Origin of the sequence: uncultured Sphingomonas sp. (assembly GCF_936927845.1) — a bacterium.
Taxonomy (GTDB): Bacteria; Pseudomonadota; Alphaproteobacteria; order Sphingomonadales; family Sphingomonadaceae; genus Sphingomonas.
This window is the reverse complement of the sequence record NZ_CAKZHV010000025.1, coordinates 57,135-75,672: the sequence shown is the minus strand read 5'-3', so window position 1 is coordinate 75,672 and position 18,538 is coordinate 57,135. Positions and strand designations below refer to the sequence as shown.

The window sequence follows — 18,538 nt, the reverse complement described above, 5'->3', positions numbered from 1 at the left end:
ACCTGTGGCTTGCGCATCACCTCGTCAGCAAGGCGGAGAAGACCGGACGCTTACGCCATACCAGCAGATTGGGACGCCTCCGCGCAGGAAGCGTCCCGGACCTGGTCAACCTTCCTGAAGCTTCTTGCCGATCAGCATCGCCTGGGCCGAGCCCGAGTCAGGCACGATCTCGCCGGTCCGATCGGTGATCTGCGCCCAATGCGCCGCGATCCCCTCGGGCGACAGATCATCGCCCTTGAGCGCGACACCCTGCGTCAGCGTGACGTAGCTCGCCTGGAACACGCCCGCGCCCGCACCCAGGATCTGGTTGGTCGGCGCATCCTCGCTGACGAGGAACAGTGCGGCGGGTACGACCTTGTCGGGCGCGAAAGCGTCGAACAATTGTTCGGGAAAGATGTCCTGCGTCATGCGCGTACCGGCGGTCGGTGCGAGCGTGTTGACCTTGATGTTGTTCTTGGCGCCTTCGAGATACAGCGTCTTGGTCAGGCCCGCGAGGCCGAGCTTCGCTGCGCCGTAATTCGCCTGGCCGAAATTGCCGAACAGGCCCGTCGACGACGCGGTCATCAGCACGCGGCCGTAATTCTGCTCGCGAAACGTCTCCCAGCACGCCTTGGTCGCGTTGGCCGAGCCGATCAGGTGGACCTTGACGACGAAATCGAAATCGGCCGGCTCCATTTTCGCGAACGTGCGGTCGCGCAACACGCCCGCGTTGTTGATCAGGACGTGGACGCCGCCCCATTTCTCCTTCGCCTGCGCGACCATCGCGACCATCTGGTCATATTCGGTGACGCTGGCACCGTTGGCGATCGCCTGACCGCCCGCGGCCTCGATCTCCTCGACGACTTTCTGCGCCGCGTCGGACGCGCCCTGGCCGCTGCGGTCACCGCCCAGATCGTTGACGACGACCTTCGCGCCGCGACGGGCGAGTTCGAGCGCATATTCGCGCCCCAGACCGCCGCCGGCACCGGTGACGATCGCGACCTTGTCATCGAAACGGATGGACATGGAAAAGGCGCTCCTTCGTGTGAACTGGAGCGCCTTCCCATACTCATCATTCAAACGGGCGCAACCGCCCGCGAACCGCGCTTAGCGGCGGCGGCGCGGAGCCTTGCGCGAACCGCGCGCGTCGCTCGCTTGGGTGCAGCCGTCATACTGGCCGGCCTTGCAGATCGGGTAGCTCGCCTTCGGCGCCGGCGGCGGATAGGCGGTGTTCGGGTCCTGTGCCGGCTGGTAGCGGACGGTCGCGCCCGGTGCCATCTGGCCGCTCATCGCGGGCTGCGAAGGCTGATAGCCGCCGGCCGGGGTCGACATCGTGCCGTCGCCGCCGGTCGTCGGCGCGGGCATCGTCTGCGACTGGCTCATCGGCGCGTTCGGCATCGACCCTTGCGTCGGCATGTTCGGGTCCGACGCGGTCGGCGGCGTCGACATCGACGGGTCGCTCTGCGTGGTGGACATCGTTGAATCGGTGGTGGTGGTCTGATCCTGCGGCATGGTCGTGCCGCTGTCGGCCGGAGCCGGAGTCGTGGTGGTCTGCGCGATTGCCGGGGCCGCGATGAAGGCCGCCGCTGCGAGAAGGATAGACTTCATGAGAACTCTCCTGCCGAATGTCGGTCGTGTGAAAGACACGCGGTCGGGGGAACGTGCGATCAGCAGGAAGGGTCCATCGTTGCGTTAGCGATCCGACGTTTGCGGCCGAACCGGTCCACCGACGCGCTCAGTGTCCCGCGTCGAGCGCGTAGCCGGCCGAACGCACCGTGCGGATGATATCGGGCCGCCCACCTTCGTTGATCGCCTTGCGCAGGCGGCGGATGTGGACGTCGACCGTGCGGCTCTCGATGTCGCTGTCGTGGCCCCAGACGCTGTCGAGCAACCGCTCGCGCGAGAAGACGTGGCCGGGGTGTTCGAGGAAATGCTTGAGCAGTCGGAATTCGGTCGGGCCGAGCGGGATTACCTCGCCGCCGCGCCGCACCTTGTGGCCGACCGTGTCCATCTCGAGGTCGGAATAGCTCAGCGCCTCGCCCGCCAGCGCCGGGCGGACGCGGCGCAGCACCGCGCCGACGCGCGCGACCAATTCGCGCGGGGAGAACGGCTTGGTGACGTAATCGTCCGCCCCCGTCTCCAGCCCGCGGACGCGGTCCTCCTCCTCGCCGCGCGCGGTCAGCATGATGATCGGCACGTTCTGCGTCTCGGCGGCGCGGCGCAGCCGGCGGCAGACCTCGATGCCCGAGATGCCCTCCACCATCCAGTCGAGCAGCACGATGTCGGGCGGCGTCTCGCGCGCGAGCAGCAGCGCTTCCTCGCCATCGATCGTGTGCTGCACGTCGAAATTCTCGCGGGCGAAATGCCAGACGAGCAGTTCGGCGAGGCTCGCATCGTCCTCGACCAGCAACATGCGTGCGCGTGCCATTGTGGGTCAGCTCCTTGGCGAAAAGGTGGGTTCGGACCGCTCGCGGTCGGCGATCGGCGTACCGTGCGCGGCGAAGTGGATCATCTCGGCGACGTTGGTCGCATGGTCGCCGATCCGCTCCAGATGCTTGGCGACGAACAGCAGGTGCGCGCACTGGCTGATCGTTTTTGGGTTCTCGACCATGTAGGTGACGAGCGTGCGGAAGATGCTGTCGTAGAAATCGTCCAGCGCGTCGTCGCGCTCGCAGATCGCGATCGCGGCGTCGGGATCGCGCGCGGCAAAGGCGTCGAGCACGTCGCGCACCATGTCCGCCGCCATCCGCGCCATCGCTGGCAGCGTCGAGATCGGATCGATGCGGTGCTCGCTGTCGATCTGCGGCACGCGCTTGGCGATGTTCTTGGCATAATCGCCGATCCGCTCGACCACCGTCGCGATCTTGAGCGCAGCGACGACCTCGCGCAGATCATTCGCCATCGGCGCACGCAGCGCGATGATGCGCACGACCGCGCGCTCGACCTCGTGCTGGATCGCGTCGATCTTGCGGTCGTCGGCGCGCACCTGCGCGGCGAGTTCGTGGTCGCCGCGCTGGAGCGCCAGCATCGCATTGCCGATCGCCGCCTCGGCGAGCCCGCCCATCTGCGAGATCAATCCGCGCAACTGTCCGATGTCTTGGTCGAACGCCTTGACCGTATGTTCCTGGCTGCTTGCCATTGCTCTATCCCTCAGCCGTACCGGCCGGTGATGTAATCCTTGGTCCGCTCCTGGCGGGGATTGGTGAAGATGTCGGAGGTGTCGCCGTATTCGATCAACTGTCCGAGGTGAAAAAAGGCGGTCCGCTGGCTGACGCGCGCGGCCTGCTGCATGTTGTGCGTGACGATCACGATCGCGTAGCGGCCGCGCAGATCGTGGATCAGCTCCTCGATCCGCGCGGTGGCGATCGGATCGAGCGCGGAGCACGGCTCGTCCATCAGGATGACTTCGGGATCGACCGCGATCGCGCGCGCGATGCACAATCGCTGCTGCTGCCCACCCGACAGCGCGGTGCCGGAATCGGACAGTCGATCCTTCACCTCGTTCCACAAACCCGCTCGGCTGAGCGAGCGTTCGACGATGCGGTCGAGCTCGGCCTTCGATTGCGCCAGCCCGTGTATCTTGGGGCCGTAGGCGACGTTCTCGTAGATCGATTTGGGGAACGGATTGGGTTTCTGGAACACCATGCCCACCCGCGCGCGCAACTGCACCACGTCCATCTCGCGCGCGTAGATGTCCTCGCCGTCGAGCCTGATGTCACCCGTCACGCGCGCGGTTGGGATCGTGTCGTTCATGCGATTGAGGCTGCGCAGGAACGTCGACTTCCCGCAGCCTGACGGACCAATGAAGGCGGTGACGTCCTCTTGGTACACGTCGATCGACACGTCGCGGATCGCATGGTTCGCGCCGTAAAAGACGTCGACGTGGCTGGCGGTCATCTTGGGCGGGTTGTTGCTCATCACCAGCGCGTCTCGAAACGGTTGCGTAGGAAGATCGCGACGCCGTTCATCGCGAGCAGGAAGACGAGCAGCACCAGGATCGCCGCCGACGTTTTCTCGACAAAGCCGCGGCTGACCTGATCGGACCACAGAAAGATCTGCACCGGCAGCGCGGTGGCGGGATCGGTCAGCCGGTCGGGCGGTGCTGCGATAAAGGCGCGCATCCCGATCATCAGCAGCGGCGCGGTTTCGCCCAGCGCGCGCGCCATGCCGATGATGGTCCCGGTCAGGATGCCGGGTGCGGCGAGCGGCAGCACGTGGTGCGACACGACTTGGATCGGCGACGCGCCGACCGCGAGTGCGGCATCGCGGATCGACGGTGGCACCGCGCGGATCGCGTTGCGCGACGCGATCACGATCACCGGCATCGTCATCAGCGCGAGCGTCAGCCCGCCGACGAGCGGCGCCGAGCGCGGCAGGTGGAGCGTGCCGAGGAACACCGCGAGCCCGAGCAGCCCGAACACGATCGAGGGCACGGCGGCGAGATTGTTGATCGACACCTCGAGGAAATCGGTCGCCCGGTTCCGCGGCGCATATTCCTCGAGATAGATCGCCGACAGCACGCCGACCGGAAAGGCGAGCGCGAGCGTGACGAGCATGGTCAGCAGCGATCCCTTGAGCGCGCCCCAGATCCCCGCGCGTGTCGCATCGGTCGAATCGGCGCCGGTGAAGAAGTCCCACGCCATCCCGCGCGACAGCCGCGGACCGAGCGCGGCGACGACGCGCTCCGCCGCAGGCGCGCCGTTGCCCTTTGCCGCGACGTCGATCGCGCTGGCGACCGGCAGGTCGATCGTGAACGGTTGCGCCAGCAGGTGCGGATCGCGCTTTAATCGGTCGCGCACGCGCAGCCACGCGCCGTCCGACAGCAGCGCCGCACCACCCTGGGTCGGATAAGCGCGGTTCGCGGCCGTATCCACCGCGCGCTCCAGCCCCGCACCCGACAGCGCGAGGTCGGCGCCGGGCCCGCGCAGCCGCTCCGCACTCAGGCCCAGTCGCGCCTGACGCAGATCGAGCGGCACGGCGACGCGCGTCTCGACGAAACCCAGGTGACCTTGCGCGATCATCACGATCAGCAGGAAGGCGAGGAACCCCGCGGACATCACCACCGCCCCGAGCCCGAGCAGGCGGAAACGACGCTCCGCGGCGTAGCGACGACGGATGCGCCGCTCCATCGCACTGCTGCGCCAATCGGTCGGGCGGTGCGGCTCGACCTCGGCGGCGCTCACCGGCGCTTCGGGGACGAGCGACTTACTCATACGCCTCGCGGTAGCGGCGCACGACCATCAGCGCGACGACGTTCAGCAGCAAGGTGACGACGAACAGCGTGAGCCCGAGCGCGAAGGCGGCGAGCGTCTTCGCCGAGGCGAACGCCGCCTCGCCGGTCAGCAGGTCGACGATCTGCTTGGTGACGGTGGTGGTGCTGGCGAACGGGTTGAGCGTCAGCGTGGCAACGCCCGAGGCAGCCATGACGACGATCATCGTCTCGCCGACCGCGCGGCTGACCGCGAGCAGCACGCCGCCGATCACGCCGGGCAGCGCTGCGGGTACCAGCACGCGCTTGATCGTCTCCGCGCTCGTCGCCCCCATCGCGAGACTGCCGTCGCGCATCGATGCGGGAACGGCGGCGAGCGAATCGTCCGCCATCGAGGAGACAAACGGGATGATCATGATCCCCATCACCAGCCCCGCGGCCAGCGCACTCTCCGACGAGGCCGAGGCGATGCCGAGTGCCGCACCCACCTGTCGCACCGCCGGCGCGACCGTCAGCGCGGCGAAATAGCCGTAAACGACGGTCGGCACGCCGGCGAGCACCTCCAGCAGCGGCTTCATCCAGCGGCGCGCGCCCGGGCTGGCGTATTGCGTCAGATAGATCGCGCTCATCAGCCCGAGCGGCACCGCGACCGCCATCGCAATCACCGCGCCGATGAAGAAGGTGCCCCAGAACAACGGCAATGCGCCCAGCGTCGCGCCGGGATCGCGCGGATCGATCACCCCCGGGCTCCAGCGCGTTCCGAGCAGGAAGTCGCCGATGGGCACGATCCGGAAAAAGCGCGCGCTCTCGATCAACAGGCTGACCACGATCCCCACCGTGGTCGCGATCGCGACAAGGGAGGCGGCGAGAAGCAGCCACATGACCAGCCGCTCGTTGCGTGTCCGCGCGGAAAATCCGGGCCGCACGCGAAGAAACGACCACGCGCCACCGGCAAAGGCCAGCAGCAGCGCGATGGCGGTGCCGATCGCATCGAAGCGCGCCTGTGCCGTGGCGTAAGCCGGTGCGAGCCGGTCGGCGAGCGGCGTGAACGCGCCAAAGGCACGATTGCCCGCGATCTCGCGCGCTTCGGACAGGATCGCCGCACGATCGAACCCCGCCGGGGGCAGCGCCGCGGCGCCCGGCGTGGCGAGCACGGCGTCGGTCACCAGCGCGGGTGACACGAAATACCAGATCAGCAGAAAGGTCAGTGCGGGCACCACCGTGCACAAGGCCACATACCAGCCGTGATGCTGCGGCAACGAACTGAACCGCTGGCGCGCGCCACGCCGGAAGCGCCGCGCCCGCGTCCGCGCCACCACCCAGGCGACGAGCCCCAGGGCAGCGATCAGGAACAGGAGCGTCAGCGACGACATCAGCCGAGCACGTCGGAGTCTAGGGCGCGGGGATCGAGCGCGCGATTGTGCAGGATCGTGTCGGCGGCGCGCGCGCGCACGCTCGCCGGGCTGGGGATCAGTCCGCGCCGGCTCAGCGCGCCACCGGGCGCCCAATTGGCGGCATAGAGCGCGATGAAGCGGCGCAGCCCGGGCACCGCGCGCAGGTGCGCGCGCTTGACGTAGACGTAGAGCGGGCGAGCACCGGGATAGCGGCCATCGGCAATCGCCTGATAGGTCGGCTCCACCCCGCTGATCGCGACGCCGCGCACCGCGTCGCTGTTCTCCTCCAGGTAACTGTAGCCGAAGATGCCGATCGCGTCGGGATTGGCGCCCAGTTTCTGAACGATCAAATTATCGTTCTCGCCTGCGTCGATATAGGCGCCGTCGTCGCGCACGGTCAGGCAACGCGCATCGAACGCGGCACGGTTTCGCTCGCGCAAGTCGGCCAGCTCGGGATCGAGCGCCTCGCACCCACGCGCCAGGATCAGCTCGGCGAACGCCTCGCGCGTACCGCTCGTCGCAGGCGGGCCGTAGACGCGGATCGGTGTTGCGGGCAGCGCCGGGTCGAGATCGCGCCAGATGCGGCTGCGATTGGGGTGGCCGTTCGGCGCGGCGGCGAGCGCGCGGAACAGCAGGGCAGGTGTCAGACGCATCGGAGGCCCTTGTCGCGCCTCGGCAAAGGCGATCCCGTCGATGCCGATCTGCACCTCCATCAGGTCACCCGCACCGTGGCGCGCGCATTCGTCATACTCGCTGCGCTTCATCCGGCGCGATGCGTCGACGAGGTCGGCGTAGGAGGCACCGATGCCGGCGCAGAACAGCCGTATGCCCGCACCCGTCCCGGTCGACTCGATCACGGGCGGCCGCGCATCTGGGTTGGCGGCGAGATATTGTTCGGCGATCAGGGTCGTGAACGGATAAACGGTTGAGGAGCCGACGACGCGGATCTGGTCGCGCGCACCCGCGCCGCCCCCCGCCGCCTGATCCACGCAGGCGCCGAGCGCGACCGGCAACCATGCCGCGAGCGCCAGGACGAGACGACGCATCGATTCCCCGAAGTATTGATCGCGCCCCCGCGGCGTCGACCCGCGCGAGCCCCCGTGTGACACTCGCGTTACCGCATGATGACAGCGCCTCGCGACGCGCGCCTCGATCAGTGCCCCGCCGCGCGCAGCGTCACCGTCACGCGTGTGCCCTTTCCGACGGTGCTCGCGATGTCGAGCCGGCCACGATGCCGCTCGACGATGTGCTTGACGATCGCGAGGCCTAGTCCGGTCCCGCCGAGCGAACGGCTGCGCCCCGCGTCGACACGGTAGAACCGTTCGGTCAGGCGCGGGATATGTTCGGGTGCGATGCCCTCGCTCTCGTCCTCGATCCGCACCATCACCGCGTCGCGCGCGCGCGCCTGGACGGTGACGGTCACCGGCGTGCCGGTGCGGCCGTATTTCATCGCATTGCCGATCAGATTGTGCAGCACCTGCGACAATTGCACGCGGTCGCCGGCAACCGGCGGCACATCCTCATCGAGCCGCAGCACCACGTCCTCGCCACGCGTGCCGCGGCTGTGCCGCAGCGCCTCGTGCACCTCGACCGCGAGCACGCCCAGGTCGACCGTTGCCGAGGGCAGGCGGAACTTCTCCGCCTCGATCCGCGACAGGCTCATCAGATCCTCGACCAGCCGCTCCATCCGTGTCGCCTCGTCGAACACGATGCTCAGGAACCGGCGGCGGATCGCCGGGTCCTCGCCGGCCTCGTCGCTCAGCGTCTCGACATAGCCCAGGATCGACGACAAGGGCGTGCGCAATTCGTGGCTCGCATTCGCGACGAAATCGACGCGCATTCGCTCGGCCGCGTGCTGCCCGGTCTGGTCGAGCAGGTGGACGATCTGCGTACCCGGCGCGGTATCGGTCGCGCGCATCTGCCAGCGGCGGTCCTGCGCGCCCAGCCCGACGAGTTCGATCGGCGCGGTGCCGCGCTCGTCCGCGGGCATCGACAGGTAATCGCTCGCGGCGGGATGCCGGATGGCGGTACGGACGTCCTCGCCGATAATGTGCTGGCCCAGCACCAGGCGCGCGGGCGCGTTCGCCGCGATCACGCGCCCGTCGCGCACCATCACCACCGGATCGAGGATCGCCTCCAGCACCGGCGCGAGTTCCAGCGGCGCGTCGCCCTCTGCCGGCGCGTCGGGCTCGGCCAGGTCGTTGTCGCCGATGCTGCGCGCGATCACGGTCGCGGTCGCGCCGCCGACCAGCACGATCAGCGCGAGCTGCACGTCGCGGGCATAAGTGTAGACGATCGCGGCGGTCACGACCGCGATCGTGCCGGCAAGCCAGGTGCGGAGCGCGAAACCTTCGATCACGCCGCGCTGACTAGCCGGTTCCAACCCCGCGGGCAAAGGGAGCGGCAAGGGGGCAGGGCTGTCATGGTTAACGTGCCCGAATGGCACGCCATGTCGGCCTGCCGGCGCGCACCCTTGTCGCCGCATTAGGAATGTGGAAGGGCGATGCGGCGTAGAAGAGGCCTATGGACGACGACGCTATTCCCAGTGCCGACCACCAGGTGGAACGCCCGACGCGCCGGCGCGCGCTGATGCTCGGTGCGGTCGGCGCGGCCTCGGTGGTGTCGATCCGTCCGGCGCTGGCGCAGACCGCGGGCTCGGTGCTCGCCTGCGACATCCCCGTCCCCGATGCGGGCCGCGCGGGCAGGTACATCAGCGCCGACGGCAACGTGGTTCCCGCAGGCACCGCGGGCGCGTTCGCTCCGCCCGGACGCCCGCTCAAGGGCGAGGACGTGCGCCGCGCGCTCGCCGGCGGATCAAACCTGCCCGGCTATGATTACGAGCGCAGCCGCGCCTATCTGAAATACGTGCAGCGGCTGCAACGGGGCACCGCGGGGTTCACCTGCTTCGCCTCGGTCCAGATGTTGCGGAAGTAACACCTTGTCCGCGACGCGCTTCCGCGCGCCGCCCGCTGACGCGCTGCTGCTCCGCGAGCTCGACGGATTGTTCGCGCTCTTTCATCGTCCCTCGGGCATGACCCACCTGCTCGCCTCGCCCGCGCCCGAATTGCTGGAGCTGCTCGGCGAGCGCGCGCTGACGCGGCGCGAGCTGCTGGGCGCCCTAGTCGCGCGCTACGACGTTCCCGACGCCGCGGCTGACCTGCTCGACGCGCGGCTGGACGAGCTGATCGCGGTCGGACTGGTGCAGGCGGTGTGAAGCACGTCGCCTCCATCCGCGTCGGGCCGATCGGCTTTCGTGTCGGCAGCGACTTCGCCGCGCCGATCGCGGCACTGCGCGCACTCTACGCCGATTACCCCAGTGCTACGATCGCACACTTCACCGTGCGTCTGCCCGCCAGCGCGCCGTGGCGACACCTGATTCGACCCGCGGTCGCGATCGAGGGCGACTATATGCTCCCCGACGCCGCACCCCTGCCGCTCGCGCACGGATTGCTCGCCGCCGAGATGGCGATGAACCTGCAGGTCGCGCTCGGCCACCGCCGCCACCTGCTGCTCCACGCCTCCTGTGTCGAGCGCGACGGGCGTGCGCTGCTGATGACCGGCGAGTCGGGGTCGGGCAAGTCGACGCTCGCGGCGCTGCTCGGCGCGCGCGGCTGGCGCTTCATGGGCGATGAGTTCGTGCTGATCGATCCGCTGAGCGGCGCGGCCTACGCCTTTCCGCGCGCGATCAGCCTGAAAAACCAGGCGATCGAGGTGGCCGAGCGCGGCTGCCCGGGCGGGCGGTTCGGCCCACGGCTGATCGCCACGCCCAAGGGCGACATCCGCCATCTCGTGCCGCCAGCAGACGCGATCGCGCGGATGGACGAGCCCGCGGCTCCCGCGCTGCTGCTGTTCCCGACCTTTGGCCAGGCGCGCGACATCCGCCCGGTCGGCGCTGCTGAAGCGTTCGTGCGCCTCACGCAGGCGTCGACCAATTACACCGCGCTCGGTGAACGCGGCTTTCGCGCGCTGACCGATCTGGTCGAGCGCGTACCCGCGCGCGCGATCGACTATCCCGACAGCGACAGCGCGATCGCAATGGTCGAGTCGCTGTGGCGCGCCGCGTGACCGCCGCACACCTGCTCGCCCGCGTACTCGCCGAGCCGGACCGTGCGACGCGGCTCGACGCCACCACGTGGAACGCGCTGATCGCGGTCGCGCGCGCGGAGCAGTTGATCGGCTCGCTCGCGCTACGCATCGACCGCCACGCGCTGCCGCCGATCGTCGCCGAGGTGCTCCACGACGCGCGCGACGCCGCCGCCGAGCAGCGCCGCGCCGCCTTGTGGGAGGCGGAGATGATGCGCCGCGTGCTGGCGCCCCTGGGTGTGCCGCTGGTGCTGCTGAAAGGCACCGCGTTCGTCGCGGCCGGTTTATCGGCGGGGCAGGGGCGGCACATCGGCGATCTCGACCTGCTCGTCCCCCGCGCGGCGCTGCCCGCGGTCGAGCCAGCGTTGCTGGAGGCAGGCTGGGAATGGGCGAAGCCGGACGCCTATGACGACGATTACTACCGCCGCTGGATGCACGAGCTGCCGCCGCTGATCCACCGCGAGCGCGACCGGATGATCGACGTGCACCACACGATCCTGCCGCCGACCGCGCGCCCGACGCCCGATGCCGACGCGCTGATCGCGGGTGCGGTGCCGCTCGGCAACGGTTTGGGCGTCCTCGCGCCCGCCGACATGGTGATCCACGCCGCGCTCCACTTGTTCGCCGACGGCGATCTGGCCGGCGGCCTGCGCAACCTGTGGGACATCGATCGCCTACTGCGCGAGTTCGCGGGCGACGATGCCGACTTCTGGCTCAAGCTCCACGCGCGCGCGGCCGAGCATCAGGCGAGCCTCTATGTGGCACGGGCGGCGCGACTATGCGCGCGCCTGTTCGACACCCCGGTCCCGCCCGCATGGAATCGGCCGCGGGTGGGCGACCGGCTTTATGCGCGGCGCCTGCTCGCGCGCGACGGTTGGGGGCGCGAGATCCGTCCCGCGACGCGGCTGGCCTTCTACGTCCGCTCGCACTGGATCCGCATGCCGCCGCTGCTGCTCGCGCGGCACCTGCTGATCAAGGCGCGACGCCGCGCCGACGACGCCCGAGCGCGATGACAGCCAGCACGACGATGATGATGAAGGTGTCGGCCACCCAGTCCATCACGTCGCAGTCGCGGTGGAGCGACGGGATCGACTGAAACACCTCGATCAACGCGCCCAGGAACGACAGCCGTTCGCCGATCCGCAGCAGCGGCGTCGCGGGGAAGGCCAGCGCGTAGAGGATCGTCAGCGTGCCGAACGCCGCCATGTGCTGGTATTTGTCACCGACCTCGACGACGCCCGGTGGGTGCGGCAGCAGCGCCATCGTGACGGCGAAGATCGTCGCGGCGGCCAGCAGCAGCCGCCAGACGAGCGGCGCGCGTTGGTTCGTCATAACCGCTCCAGCGTGGCGACCAACTGGCCGTAATCGTCGATGATCGCGTCGGCGCCGAGCTTGTCGATGCCGTCGCGGGTGAAGCCGCCGCGGTACAGGATCGCGGGGACGCCGGCGGTGTGCGCGGCCGCCACGTCGTAGACCGAATCACCGACGAACGCCGCGCGACCACCGCCCGCGCGCGCGATCATCGCTTCGATCGGCGCGGGCGACGGCTTGGTCATCCCCGGACCCAGCGTATCGCCGCCGATGATGGCTGCGAAGCGCGACATGAGTCCGAGTTGATCGAGCAGCGCGTGGGTGAACCGTTCGAGCTTGTTGGTCGCGACCGCCAGCGTCACCCCGCGCGCGGCGAGATCGTCCAGCGCGGCGACGATCCCCGGATAGGGCGCCGACTCGACGCAGATATGCGCCGCGTAATGATCGAGCAGCACGTCGTGCAGTCGGTCGAGTTCACGCTCGTCGCAGCCGCCCGTCGCGTCCAGCGCCTGCGCCAGCATGTGGCGCGCGCCGCCGCCGATCATCGCGACGATCCGCGGCACGGGCAATCGCGCGCGACCGGCGGACGCCAGCGTGTGGTTGACCGATGCCGCCAGGTCGCGCGACGTGTCGACCAGCGTGCCGTCGAGGTCGAAACCGACGATGTCGAACGGAAAGGATGCCATCGCCGCGCCCGTGCCCGTCGGGCGGTGGCATGGCAAGCGCCGACGCGTCACGTCACCGGTGGACCCGCTGGAAATCGAACGCGAGTGGTGGCAGGGCGCGCGGCATGAGCCAGCCGCCCCTCGCCATCGTGATCCTTGCCGCGGGCAAGGGGACACGCATGAAGTCCGACCTGCACAAGGTGCTCCATCCGCTGGCGGGCAAGCCGATGCTCATCCACCTGATCGACACCGTGCGCACGCTCTCGCCCGAGCGGACCGTGGTCGTCGTCGGCGCCGGGCGCGAGCAGGTCGAGGCCGCCGTCACCCCGCACGGTGCGACGATCGCGCACCAGGCGGAGCAGCTCGGTACCGGCCACGCGGTCGCGCAGGCGCAAGCTGCGCTGGCGGGGTTCGAGGGTGACGTGCTGATCCTCTACGGCGACGTGCCGCTGGTGCCGGCCGCGACGATGCAGCGGATGCTCGATCGGCTGCACGGCGCCGATGCGCCCGCCGCGGTCGTGCTCGGCTTCCGTCCGGCCGACGCCGCGGCGTACGGACGCATCATCACCGAGCCGGGCAGCGACCGTATCGCCACCATGGTCGAGTTCAAGGACGCGACGCCTGCCGAGCGCGCGGAAACCCTGTGCAACTCCGGGCTGATGGCAGTGTCCTCGCGCGACCTGTTCGCGCTGCTCGCGCGCGTCGGCAACGATAATGCCGCGGGCGAATATTACCTGCCCGACATCGTCATGCTGGCGCGCGCCGACGGCCGCGTCACCGCCGTGATCGAGACGGGCGAGGGCGAGGTCGCCGGCGTCAACAGCCGCGCCGAACTCGCGACCGTGGCGGCGGCATGGCAGGTCGAGCGCCGCGCGCGCGCGATGGCGGACGGCGCCACGCTGATCGCGCCCGAGACGGTCTGGTTCGCGCACGACACGGTGATCGGCCGCGACGTCGTGATCGAGCCCAACGTCTTCTTCGGCCCCGGCGTGCGCATCGCGAACGGCGCGACGATCCGCGCCTTCAGCCACATCGAGGGCGCCGAGATCAGCGCAGGCGTCGAGGTCGGCCCTTATGCGCGGCTGCGCCCTGGCGCGGTGCTTGAGGAAGGCGCGAAGGTCGGCAATTTCGTCGAGGTGAAGAAGGCGCGGCTCGGGCGCGGCGCAAAGGCCAACCACCTGACCTATCTCGGCGACGCCGAGGTGGGCGCGGGCGCGAACGTCGGCGCGGGCACAATCACGTGCAATTACGATGGCTTCTTCAAATACCAGACGGTGATCGGCGCGGACGCGTTCATCGGCTCCAATTCGGCGCTGGTCGCACCCGTCGCGATCGGCGACGGCGCGATCGTCGCGGCAGGATCGGTCGTCACGTGCGATGTCGAGGCAGGCGCGCTGGCGCTGGTCCGGCCCGAGCAGGTGAGCAAGCCCGGCTGGGCCGCGCGCTTTCGCGAAAAGATGCGCGCGCGCAAGGCGGCGAAATCAGCCGGGTGACGGCGTGTTCACGCGGCGGCAAGCGAGCGGTTACGTGAACGCGTTATTGGTGACTAGGCCGGCATGACGGCAGCGGGGCGCGGCAGTTCGCGCGCCCGCGTTTGAACGGGATTGATCGCATGTGTGGCATCGTCGGCATCGTGGGGCAGGACGAGGTAGCGGACCGGCTGCTCGACGGGCTCAAGCGGCTGGAATATCGCGGCTACGATTCCGCCGGCATCGCGACCGATCACGACGGCGCGATCGAGCGTCGCCGCGCCTCGGGCAAGCTCGTCAACCTGGCGCGTGAACTCGCCGAGCACCCGTTGCCCGGCCGCACCGGCATCGCGCACACGCGCTGGGCGACGCACGGCGGCCCGACCACCAACAACGCGCACCCGCACGCGACCGATGAGGTTGCGGTGGTCCACAACGGCATCATCGAGAATTTCAAGCCGCTGCGCGACGAGTTGATCGCGCGCGGCCGCGTCTTCACCAGCGAAACTGATACTGAGGTCGTCGCGCACCTGGTCAGCGAGCAGGTTGAGGCCGGGCTCGATCCCCAGAGTGCCGTTCGCAGCGTGCTGCCGCGGCTGCACGGCGCCTTTGCGCTCGCGATCTTGTTCCGCCGCCACCCCGACCTGCTGATCGGCGCGCGGCTCGGCTCGCCGCTGGTCGTCGGGCACGGCGACGGCGAAACCTATCTCGGCTCCGACGCGCTCGCGCTCGCCCCGCTGACGCAGCGGATCGCCTATCTCGAGGAAGGCGACTGGGTCGTCTGTACGCGCGACGGCGCGCAGGTGTTCGACCGCGACAATAACGCGGTTGAGCGTGCGGTGACGATCTCGGGGGTGACGGGCGAGCTCATCTCCAAGGGCAATCACCGCCACTATATGCTCAAGGAGATTTACGAGCAGCCGATCGTCGTCGCGCAGACGTTGCGTTCGTACCTGCAGCGCATGGACGAGACGATCACGCTGCCGATCCCCGAGTTCGAGCTGTCGGGGATCAAGCGCGTCACGATCGTCGCCTGCGGCACCAGCTTCTACGCCGGAATGGTCGCCAAATACTGGTTCGAGCAGTTCGCGCGCGTGCCGGTCGACTTGGATGTCGCGAGCGAGTTCCGTTATCGCGCGCCGGTGATGGAGGCGGGCGGGCTTGCCCTGTTCATCAGCCAGTCGGGCGAGACCGCGGACACGCTCGCCGCGCTTCGCCACGCGCGCAGCGAGGGGCAGACGATCGCGGTCGTCTGCAACGTGCCCACCAGTTCGATGGCGCGCGAGGCCGACCTGCTGCTCCCGACCCACGCCGGGCCGGAGATCGGCGTTGCCTCCACCAAGGCGTTCACCTGTCAGCTCGCGGTCCTCGCTGCACTCGCTGCCAATCTGGCCCGCGCCAAGGGGCAGTTGAAGCCGGGCGAGGAGCGCCAGATCGTCCGCCATCTGGGCGAGGCACCCGCCGCGATCAATGCCGCGCTCGCCTATGACGAGGCGATACAGGCGATGGCAGGCGTCATCGCGGCGGCGCGCGACGTCCTCTATCTCGGCCGCGGCACCGACTATCCGCTCGCGCTTGAGGGCGCGCTGAAATTGAAGGAAATCAGCTACATCCACGCCGAAGGTTATGCCGCGGGCGAGATGAAGCATGGTCCGATCGCGCTGATCGACGACGCGGTGCCAGTGGTGGTGATCGCGCCGTCAGGGCCGTTGTTCGACAAGACCGTCAGCAACATGCAGGAAGTCCAGGCGCGCGGCGGCAAGGTCGTGCTGATCAGCGACTATGACGGCATCCAGGCCGCGGGCGAGGGCTGCGTTGCGACGATCACCATGCCCAAGGTGCACCCGCTGATCGCGCCGCTCGTCTATGCGGTGCCGGTGCAGTTGCTCGCCTACCATGTCGCGGTGGCGAAGGGCACCGACGTCGATCAGCCGCGCAACCTCGCGAAGAGCGTGACCGTCGAATAAGGCGGTACCGGGCGCGTCGGATCGCGACGCGCCCCGCTCACGATGGCGTCAGGCGGCGTGGGCCAGCCGCTGGCCGATCGACGCGCCGCTGATGTGCGTGTCGATCGCTTCAACGATCTGCGGCAGGATCTGCGGCGGCAGCGTATGGCCCATGCCGTCGATCTCCAGCAATCGTGCACCGGGGATCGCGCGCGCGGTCTCGCGCCCGCCTGCGACCGGCACCAGCGGGTCGTCGCTGCCGTGGATCACCAGCGTCGGTGCGGTGATGCGCGCGAGCCGCTGGCTGCGGTCGCCGTCCGCGATGATCGCCGCCATCTGCCGCACGAACCCGGCGGGGTGACGGTTGCGCAACGTCTCGCTACGGATCCGCTCGGCGAGGAACGCGTCCTCCATCGGGAACCGCCCGCCGACGACGTTGGCGGCGAGCGTGCCGTGTGCGACGATCGCCTCCAGATCGTCGCTGCGCGGGTGCCGCAGCAGCACCGCGGTCGCGCGCATCGTCGGGCGCGAACAGTCCGAACGCCCGGTCGTCGACATGATCGAGGTCAGCGACAGCGTCCGCTCGGGCCACGAGGCGGCGACGAGCTGCGCGATCATCCCGCCCATCGACGCGCCGACGATATGGGCCGCCTCGATGCCCAAGGCATCCATCAGCCCGACGGCATCCGCCGCCATGTCCTGCAACGCATAGGGTACCGGCGGGGTGCGACCGAACTGCTGGATCATCGCGGTCCACACGATGTTGGGCGTGCCGGCATGATCGAATTTCGACGACAGACCCACGTCGCGGTTGTCGAACCGGATCACGCGGTAGCCGCGCGCGACGAGATCGTCGACCAGCTCGATCGGCCAGCGGACAAGCTGCGCGCCCAGCCCCATGATAAGCAGCACGGGCGGCGCGTCGACGTCGCCGTAATCCTCATATTCGATCGAGATGTCGTTCGCGCGGATCTGTGCCAATTCTTCCTCCGCCGCCAAAATGCGGAACCTGTCATGAAAATGCAATGAACGGCGGCATGTTCCGGCGCTTTGCGTGAGAGACGGTGCGTGTTAGCCACAACGCTTATGGCCGATCGCCTGATCCTCGACGAATTCGTCCCGTTCCTGCTGTCGGTCACGTCCAACCGCGTCAGCAGCCGCATCGCCACCGCTTACGAGGCGTTGTTCGGGTTGAGCATTCCCGAGTGGCGATTGATCACCGTCATTGCCGAAGGGCAGGCGACAACCCAGGCCGAGATCGGCGAACGGACGCGGATGGACAAGGTGACGGTCAGCCGCGCCGCGATCGCGTTGACGCAGCGCGGCTTGCTCGAGCGTAGTCCTAACAGCCAGGATCGCCGCTCGCATCACCTGATGCTGAGCGCTGCAGGTCGAACGCTCTACGGCGAGGTGGTGCCGAAGGCGAAAGAACTCGAAGCGCACATCTTTTCGCGCTTCGCCGACGACGAGATAGCGCAGTTCACGACCATGCTGCGGCGGATCGACGCGGCGGCGGAGGCAAGCGAATGACCGACGCACCGCTCGTCGCCGCACTGGAACTCGGCGGCACCAAATGCATCGCGATGCTGGCGAGCGGCCCGGGCGCAATCTTGGAAGAAGTGCGTGTGCCGACGACCCGGCCCGACGAGACGCTGCCTGCGCTGGAGGCGGTGCTCGATGGCTGGCGTGGCTTCGCCGCAATCGGGATCGCCAGCTTCGGTCCGATCTCGATCGATCGACAGTCGCGCGACTATGGCCAGATCACCTCGACGCCGAAGCCCGGTTGGGCGAACACCAGCGTGGCGCGGCGCTTCGCCGAGCGATACGACGTACCGGTCGGCTTTCACACCGACGTGGTCGGTGCCGCGCTGGGCGAGGCACGCTGGGGCGCGGGGCAGGGCTTGGACGCGCTCGCCTATGTGACGGTCGGAACCGGCATCGGTGCGGGACTGATCGCGCATGGTCAGCCGGTAGACGGGCTGACCCACGCCGAGCTCGGTCATATTCGAGTGCCACGACTGAGCGGCGACGATTGGGGCGGCATCTGCCCTTATCACGGCGCGTGCGTCGAAGGGCTCGCGTCAGGCCCCGCGATCGCCGCGCGTACCGGGATCAAGGGTGAGGATCTGGCCGAGGATCATCCCGCCTGGAACAGCGTCGTCGATGCGCTCGCTAACCTGATGGGCACGCTGGCGCTGACCGGCGTGCCGCGGCGTATCGTGCTCGGCGGCGGCGTCTTGGTCGGCAACCCGCACCTGCTGCCCCGGCTGCGTGCAGCGACCAGATTAACCCTGAATGGCTATGTTGCGCGTCCCGAGCTGGAGGACATGGACACGTTCCTGGTGCCCGCCGCACTCGGCGCGAACGCTGGACCGATGGGGGCGGTCGTGCTCGGGCAGCAGGCGCTGGCGGATCGCAGCGCGCTTACCTTTACGCGCGTTTAACCCTCTCCGCTTACCGTCTTGCCACACGCGCCGGCCCT

Annotated in this window: 20 protein-coding genes; 8 read left to right on the top strand and 12 right to left on the bottom strand. The window is 68.9% G+C overall.

The features are described 5' to 3' along the window. Positions 1-105: 105 nt before the first annotated feature. From Q0579_RS03635 to Q0579_RS03595, 9 genes are all read right to left on the bottom strand, one after another. A complete protein-coding gene (locus Q0579_RS03635) occupies positions 106-1,005 on the bottom strand; it encodes an SDR family NAD(P)-dependent oxidoreductase (protein ID WP_298809196.1) in 900 nt (299 codons plus the stop codon). An 81-nt stretch (positions 1,006-1,086) separates the two neighbouring features. Further along, on the bottom strand, positions 1,087-1,587 hold the full coding sequence (locus Q0579_RS03630; RefSeq protein WP_298809194.1) for a hypothetical protein: 501 nt from the start codon (positions 1,585-1,587) through the stop codon (positions 1,087-1,089). Between the two features lie 127 nt (positions 1,588-1,714). After that, positions 1,715-2,407 (bottom strand): phosphate regulon transcriptional regulator PhoB, encoded by a 693-nt coding sequence (phoB, locus tag Q0579_RS03625; RefSeq protein ID WP_219768973.1) that lies wholly within the window; start codon positions 2,405-2,407, stop codon positions 1,715-1,717. 6 nt (positions 2,408-2,413) lie between these two features. After that, positions 2,414-3,118, bottom strand: coding sequence for a phosphate signaling complex protein PhoU (phoU, locus tag Q0579_RS03620; protein WP_298809190.1), 705 nt, complete (start codon positions 3,116-3,118; stop codon positions 2,414-2,416). Between the two features lie 11 nt (positions 3,119-3,129). Beyond that, positions 3,130-3,897 (bottom strand): phosphate ABC transporter ATP-binding protein PstB, encoded by a 768-nt coding sequence (pstB, locus tag Q0579_RS03615; protein WP_298809189.1) that lies wholly within the window; start codon positions 3,895-3,897, stop codon positions 3,130-3,132. Then, positions 3,897-5,192, bottom strand: coding sequence for a phosphate ABC transporter permease PstA (gene pstA, locus Q0579_RS03610; protein ID WP_298809187.1), 1,296 nt, complete (start codon positions 5,190-5,192; stop codon positions 3,897-3,899). The genes pstB and pstA overlap by 1 nt, the downstream gene beginning before the upstream one ends. Then, complete coding sequence (gene pstC / locus Q0579_RS03605; RefSeq protein ID WP_298809186.1) at positions 5,185-6,561, bottom strand: phosphate ABC transporter permease subunit PstC; 1,377 nt, start codon at positions 6,559-6,561, stop codon at positions 5,185-5,187. The genes pstA and pstC overlap by 8 nt, the downstream gene beginning before the upstream one ends. After that, positions 6,561-7,628, bottom strand: coding sequence for a substrate-binding domain-containing protein (locus Q0579_RS03600; RefSeq protein WP_298809183.1), 1,068 nt, complete (start codon positions 7,626-7,628; stop codon positions 6,561-6,563). Before Q0579_RS03600 ends, pstC begins: the two co-directional genes overlap by 1 nt. Before the next feature lie 107 nt (positions 7,629-7,735). Then, positions 7,736-8,941, bottom strand: a complete 1,206-nt coding sequence (locus tag Q0579_RS03595) for an ATP-binding protein (RefSeq protein WP_298809181.1) — start codon at positions 8,939-8,941, stop codon at positions 7,736-7,738. Between the two features lie 164 nt (positions 8,942-9,105). Here Q0579_RS03595 and Q0579_RS03590 point away from each other — a divergent pair, with 164 nt between their 5' ends. Genes Q0579_RS03590 through Q0579_RS03575 form a run of 4 tightly spaced genes read left to right on the top strand, consistent with a single transcriptional unit; the run spans position 9,106 to position 11,678 of the window. Further along, a complete protein-coding gene (locus tag Q0579_RS03590; protein ID WP_298809179.1) occupies positions 9,106-9,516 on the top strand; it encodes a hypothetical protein in 411 nt (136 codons plus the stop codon). Between the two features lie 4 nt (positions 9,517-9,520). Beyond that, a complete protein-coding gene (locus tag Q0579_RS03585; protein ID WP_298809177.1) occupies positions 9,521-9,796 on the top strand; it encodes an HPr-rel-A system PqqD family peptide chaperone in 276 nt (91 codons plus the stop codon). Next, the gene (locus tag Q0579_RS03580) at positions 9,793-10,647 is read left to right on the top strand and encodes an HprK-related kinase A (protein WP_298809175.1); all 855 of its coding nucleotides are present in this window, start codon (positions 9,793-9,795) and stop codon (positions 10,645-10,647) included. Before Q0579_RS03585 ends, Q0579_RS03580 begins: the two co-directional genes overlap by 4 nt. Then, positions 10,644-11,678 carry a nucleotidyltransferase family protein gene (locus Q0579_RS03575; protein WP_298809173.1) on the top strand — a complete coding sequence of 345 codons (1,035 nt, stop codon included), beginning with the start codon at positions 10,644-10,646 and terminating at the stop codon, positions 11,676-11,678. The genes Q0579_RS03580 and Q0579_RS03575 overlap by 4 nt, the downstream gene beginning before the upstream one ends. On the opposite strand, the gene Q0579_RS03570 is transcribed toward Q0579_RS03575, so the two are convergent. Both Q0579_RS03570 and Q0579_RS03565 read right to left on the bottom strand, forming a co-directional pair. Continuing rightward, positions 11,638-11,997 carry a hypothetical protein gene (locus Q0579_RS03570; RefSeq protein ID WP_298809170.1) on the bottom strand — a complete coding sequence of 120 codons (360 nt, stop codon included), beginning with the start codon at positions 11,995-11,997 and terminating at the stop codon, positions 11,638-11,640. The two genes, Q0579_RS03575 and Q0579_RS03570, sit on opposite strands and share 41 nt — an antisense overlap. Next, entirely contained in the window at positions 11,994-12,662 is a 669-nt protein-coding gene (locus tag Q0579_RS03565; protein WP_298809168.1) for an HAD-IA family hydrolase, read from the bottom strand. The genes Q0579_RS03570 and Q0579_RS03565 overlap by 4 nt, the downstream gene beginning before the upstream one ends. Before the next feature lie 104 nt (positions 12,663-12,766). Between Q0579_RS03565 and glmU the strand changes: the two genes are divergently transcribed. After that, positions 12,767-14,134, top strand: a complete 1,368-nt coding sequence (gene glmU / locus Q0579_RS03560; RefSeq protein ID WP_298809165.1) for a bifunctional UDP-N-acetylglucosamine diphosphorylase/glucosamine-1-phosphate N-acetyltransferase GlmU — start codon at positions 12,767-12,769, stop codon at positions 14,132-14,134. Between the two features lie 119 nt (positions 14,135-14,253). Continuing rightward, positions 14,254-16,077: a glutamine--fructose-6-phosphate transaminase (isomerizing) gene (glmS, locus tag Q0579_RS03555; protein WP_298809163.1), complete on the top strand. Its 1,824-nt coding sequence runs from the start codon at positions 14,254-14,256 to the stop codon at positions 16,075-16,077. A 48-nt stretch (positions 16,078-16,125) separates the two neighbouring features. Here the strand turns inward: glmS and Q0579_RS03550 are convergent, their stop codons facing one another. Continuing rightward, complete coding sequence (locus Q0579_RS03550) at positions 16,126-17,037, bottom strand: alpha/beta fold hydrolase (RefSeq protein ID WP_298809161.1); 912 nt, start codon at positions 17,035-17,037, stop codon at positions 16,126-16,128. Between the two features lie 105 nt (positions 17,038-17,142). Between Q0579_RS03550 and Q0579_RS03545 the strand changes: the two genes are divergently transcribed. Then, complete coding sequence (locus tag Q0579_RS03545; RefSeq protein WP_298809158.1) at positions 17,143-17,586, top strand: MarR family winged helix-turn-helix transcriptional regulator; 444 nt, start codon at positions 17,143-17,145, stop codon at positions 17,584-17,586. Then, on the top strand, positions 17,583-18,500 hold the full coding sequence (locus Q0579_RS03540) for an ROK family protein (RefSeq protein ID WP_298809155.1): 918 nt from the start codon (positions 17,583-17,585) through the stop codon (positions 18,498-18,500). Before Q0579_RS03545 ends, Q0579_RS03540 begins: the two co-directional genes overlap by 4 nt. Positions 18,501-18,538 lie beyond the last annotated feature (38 nt).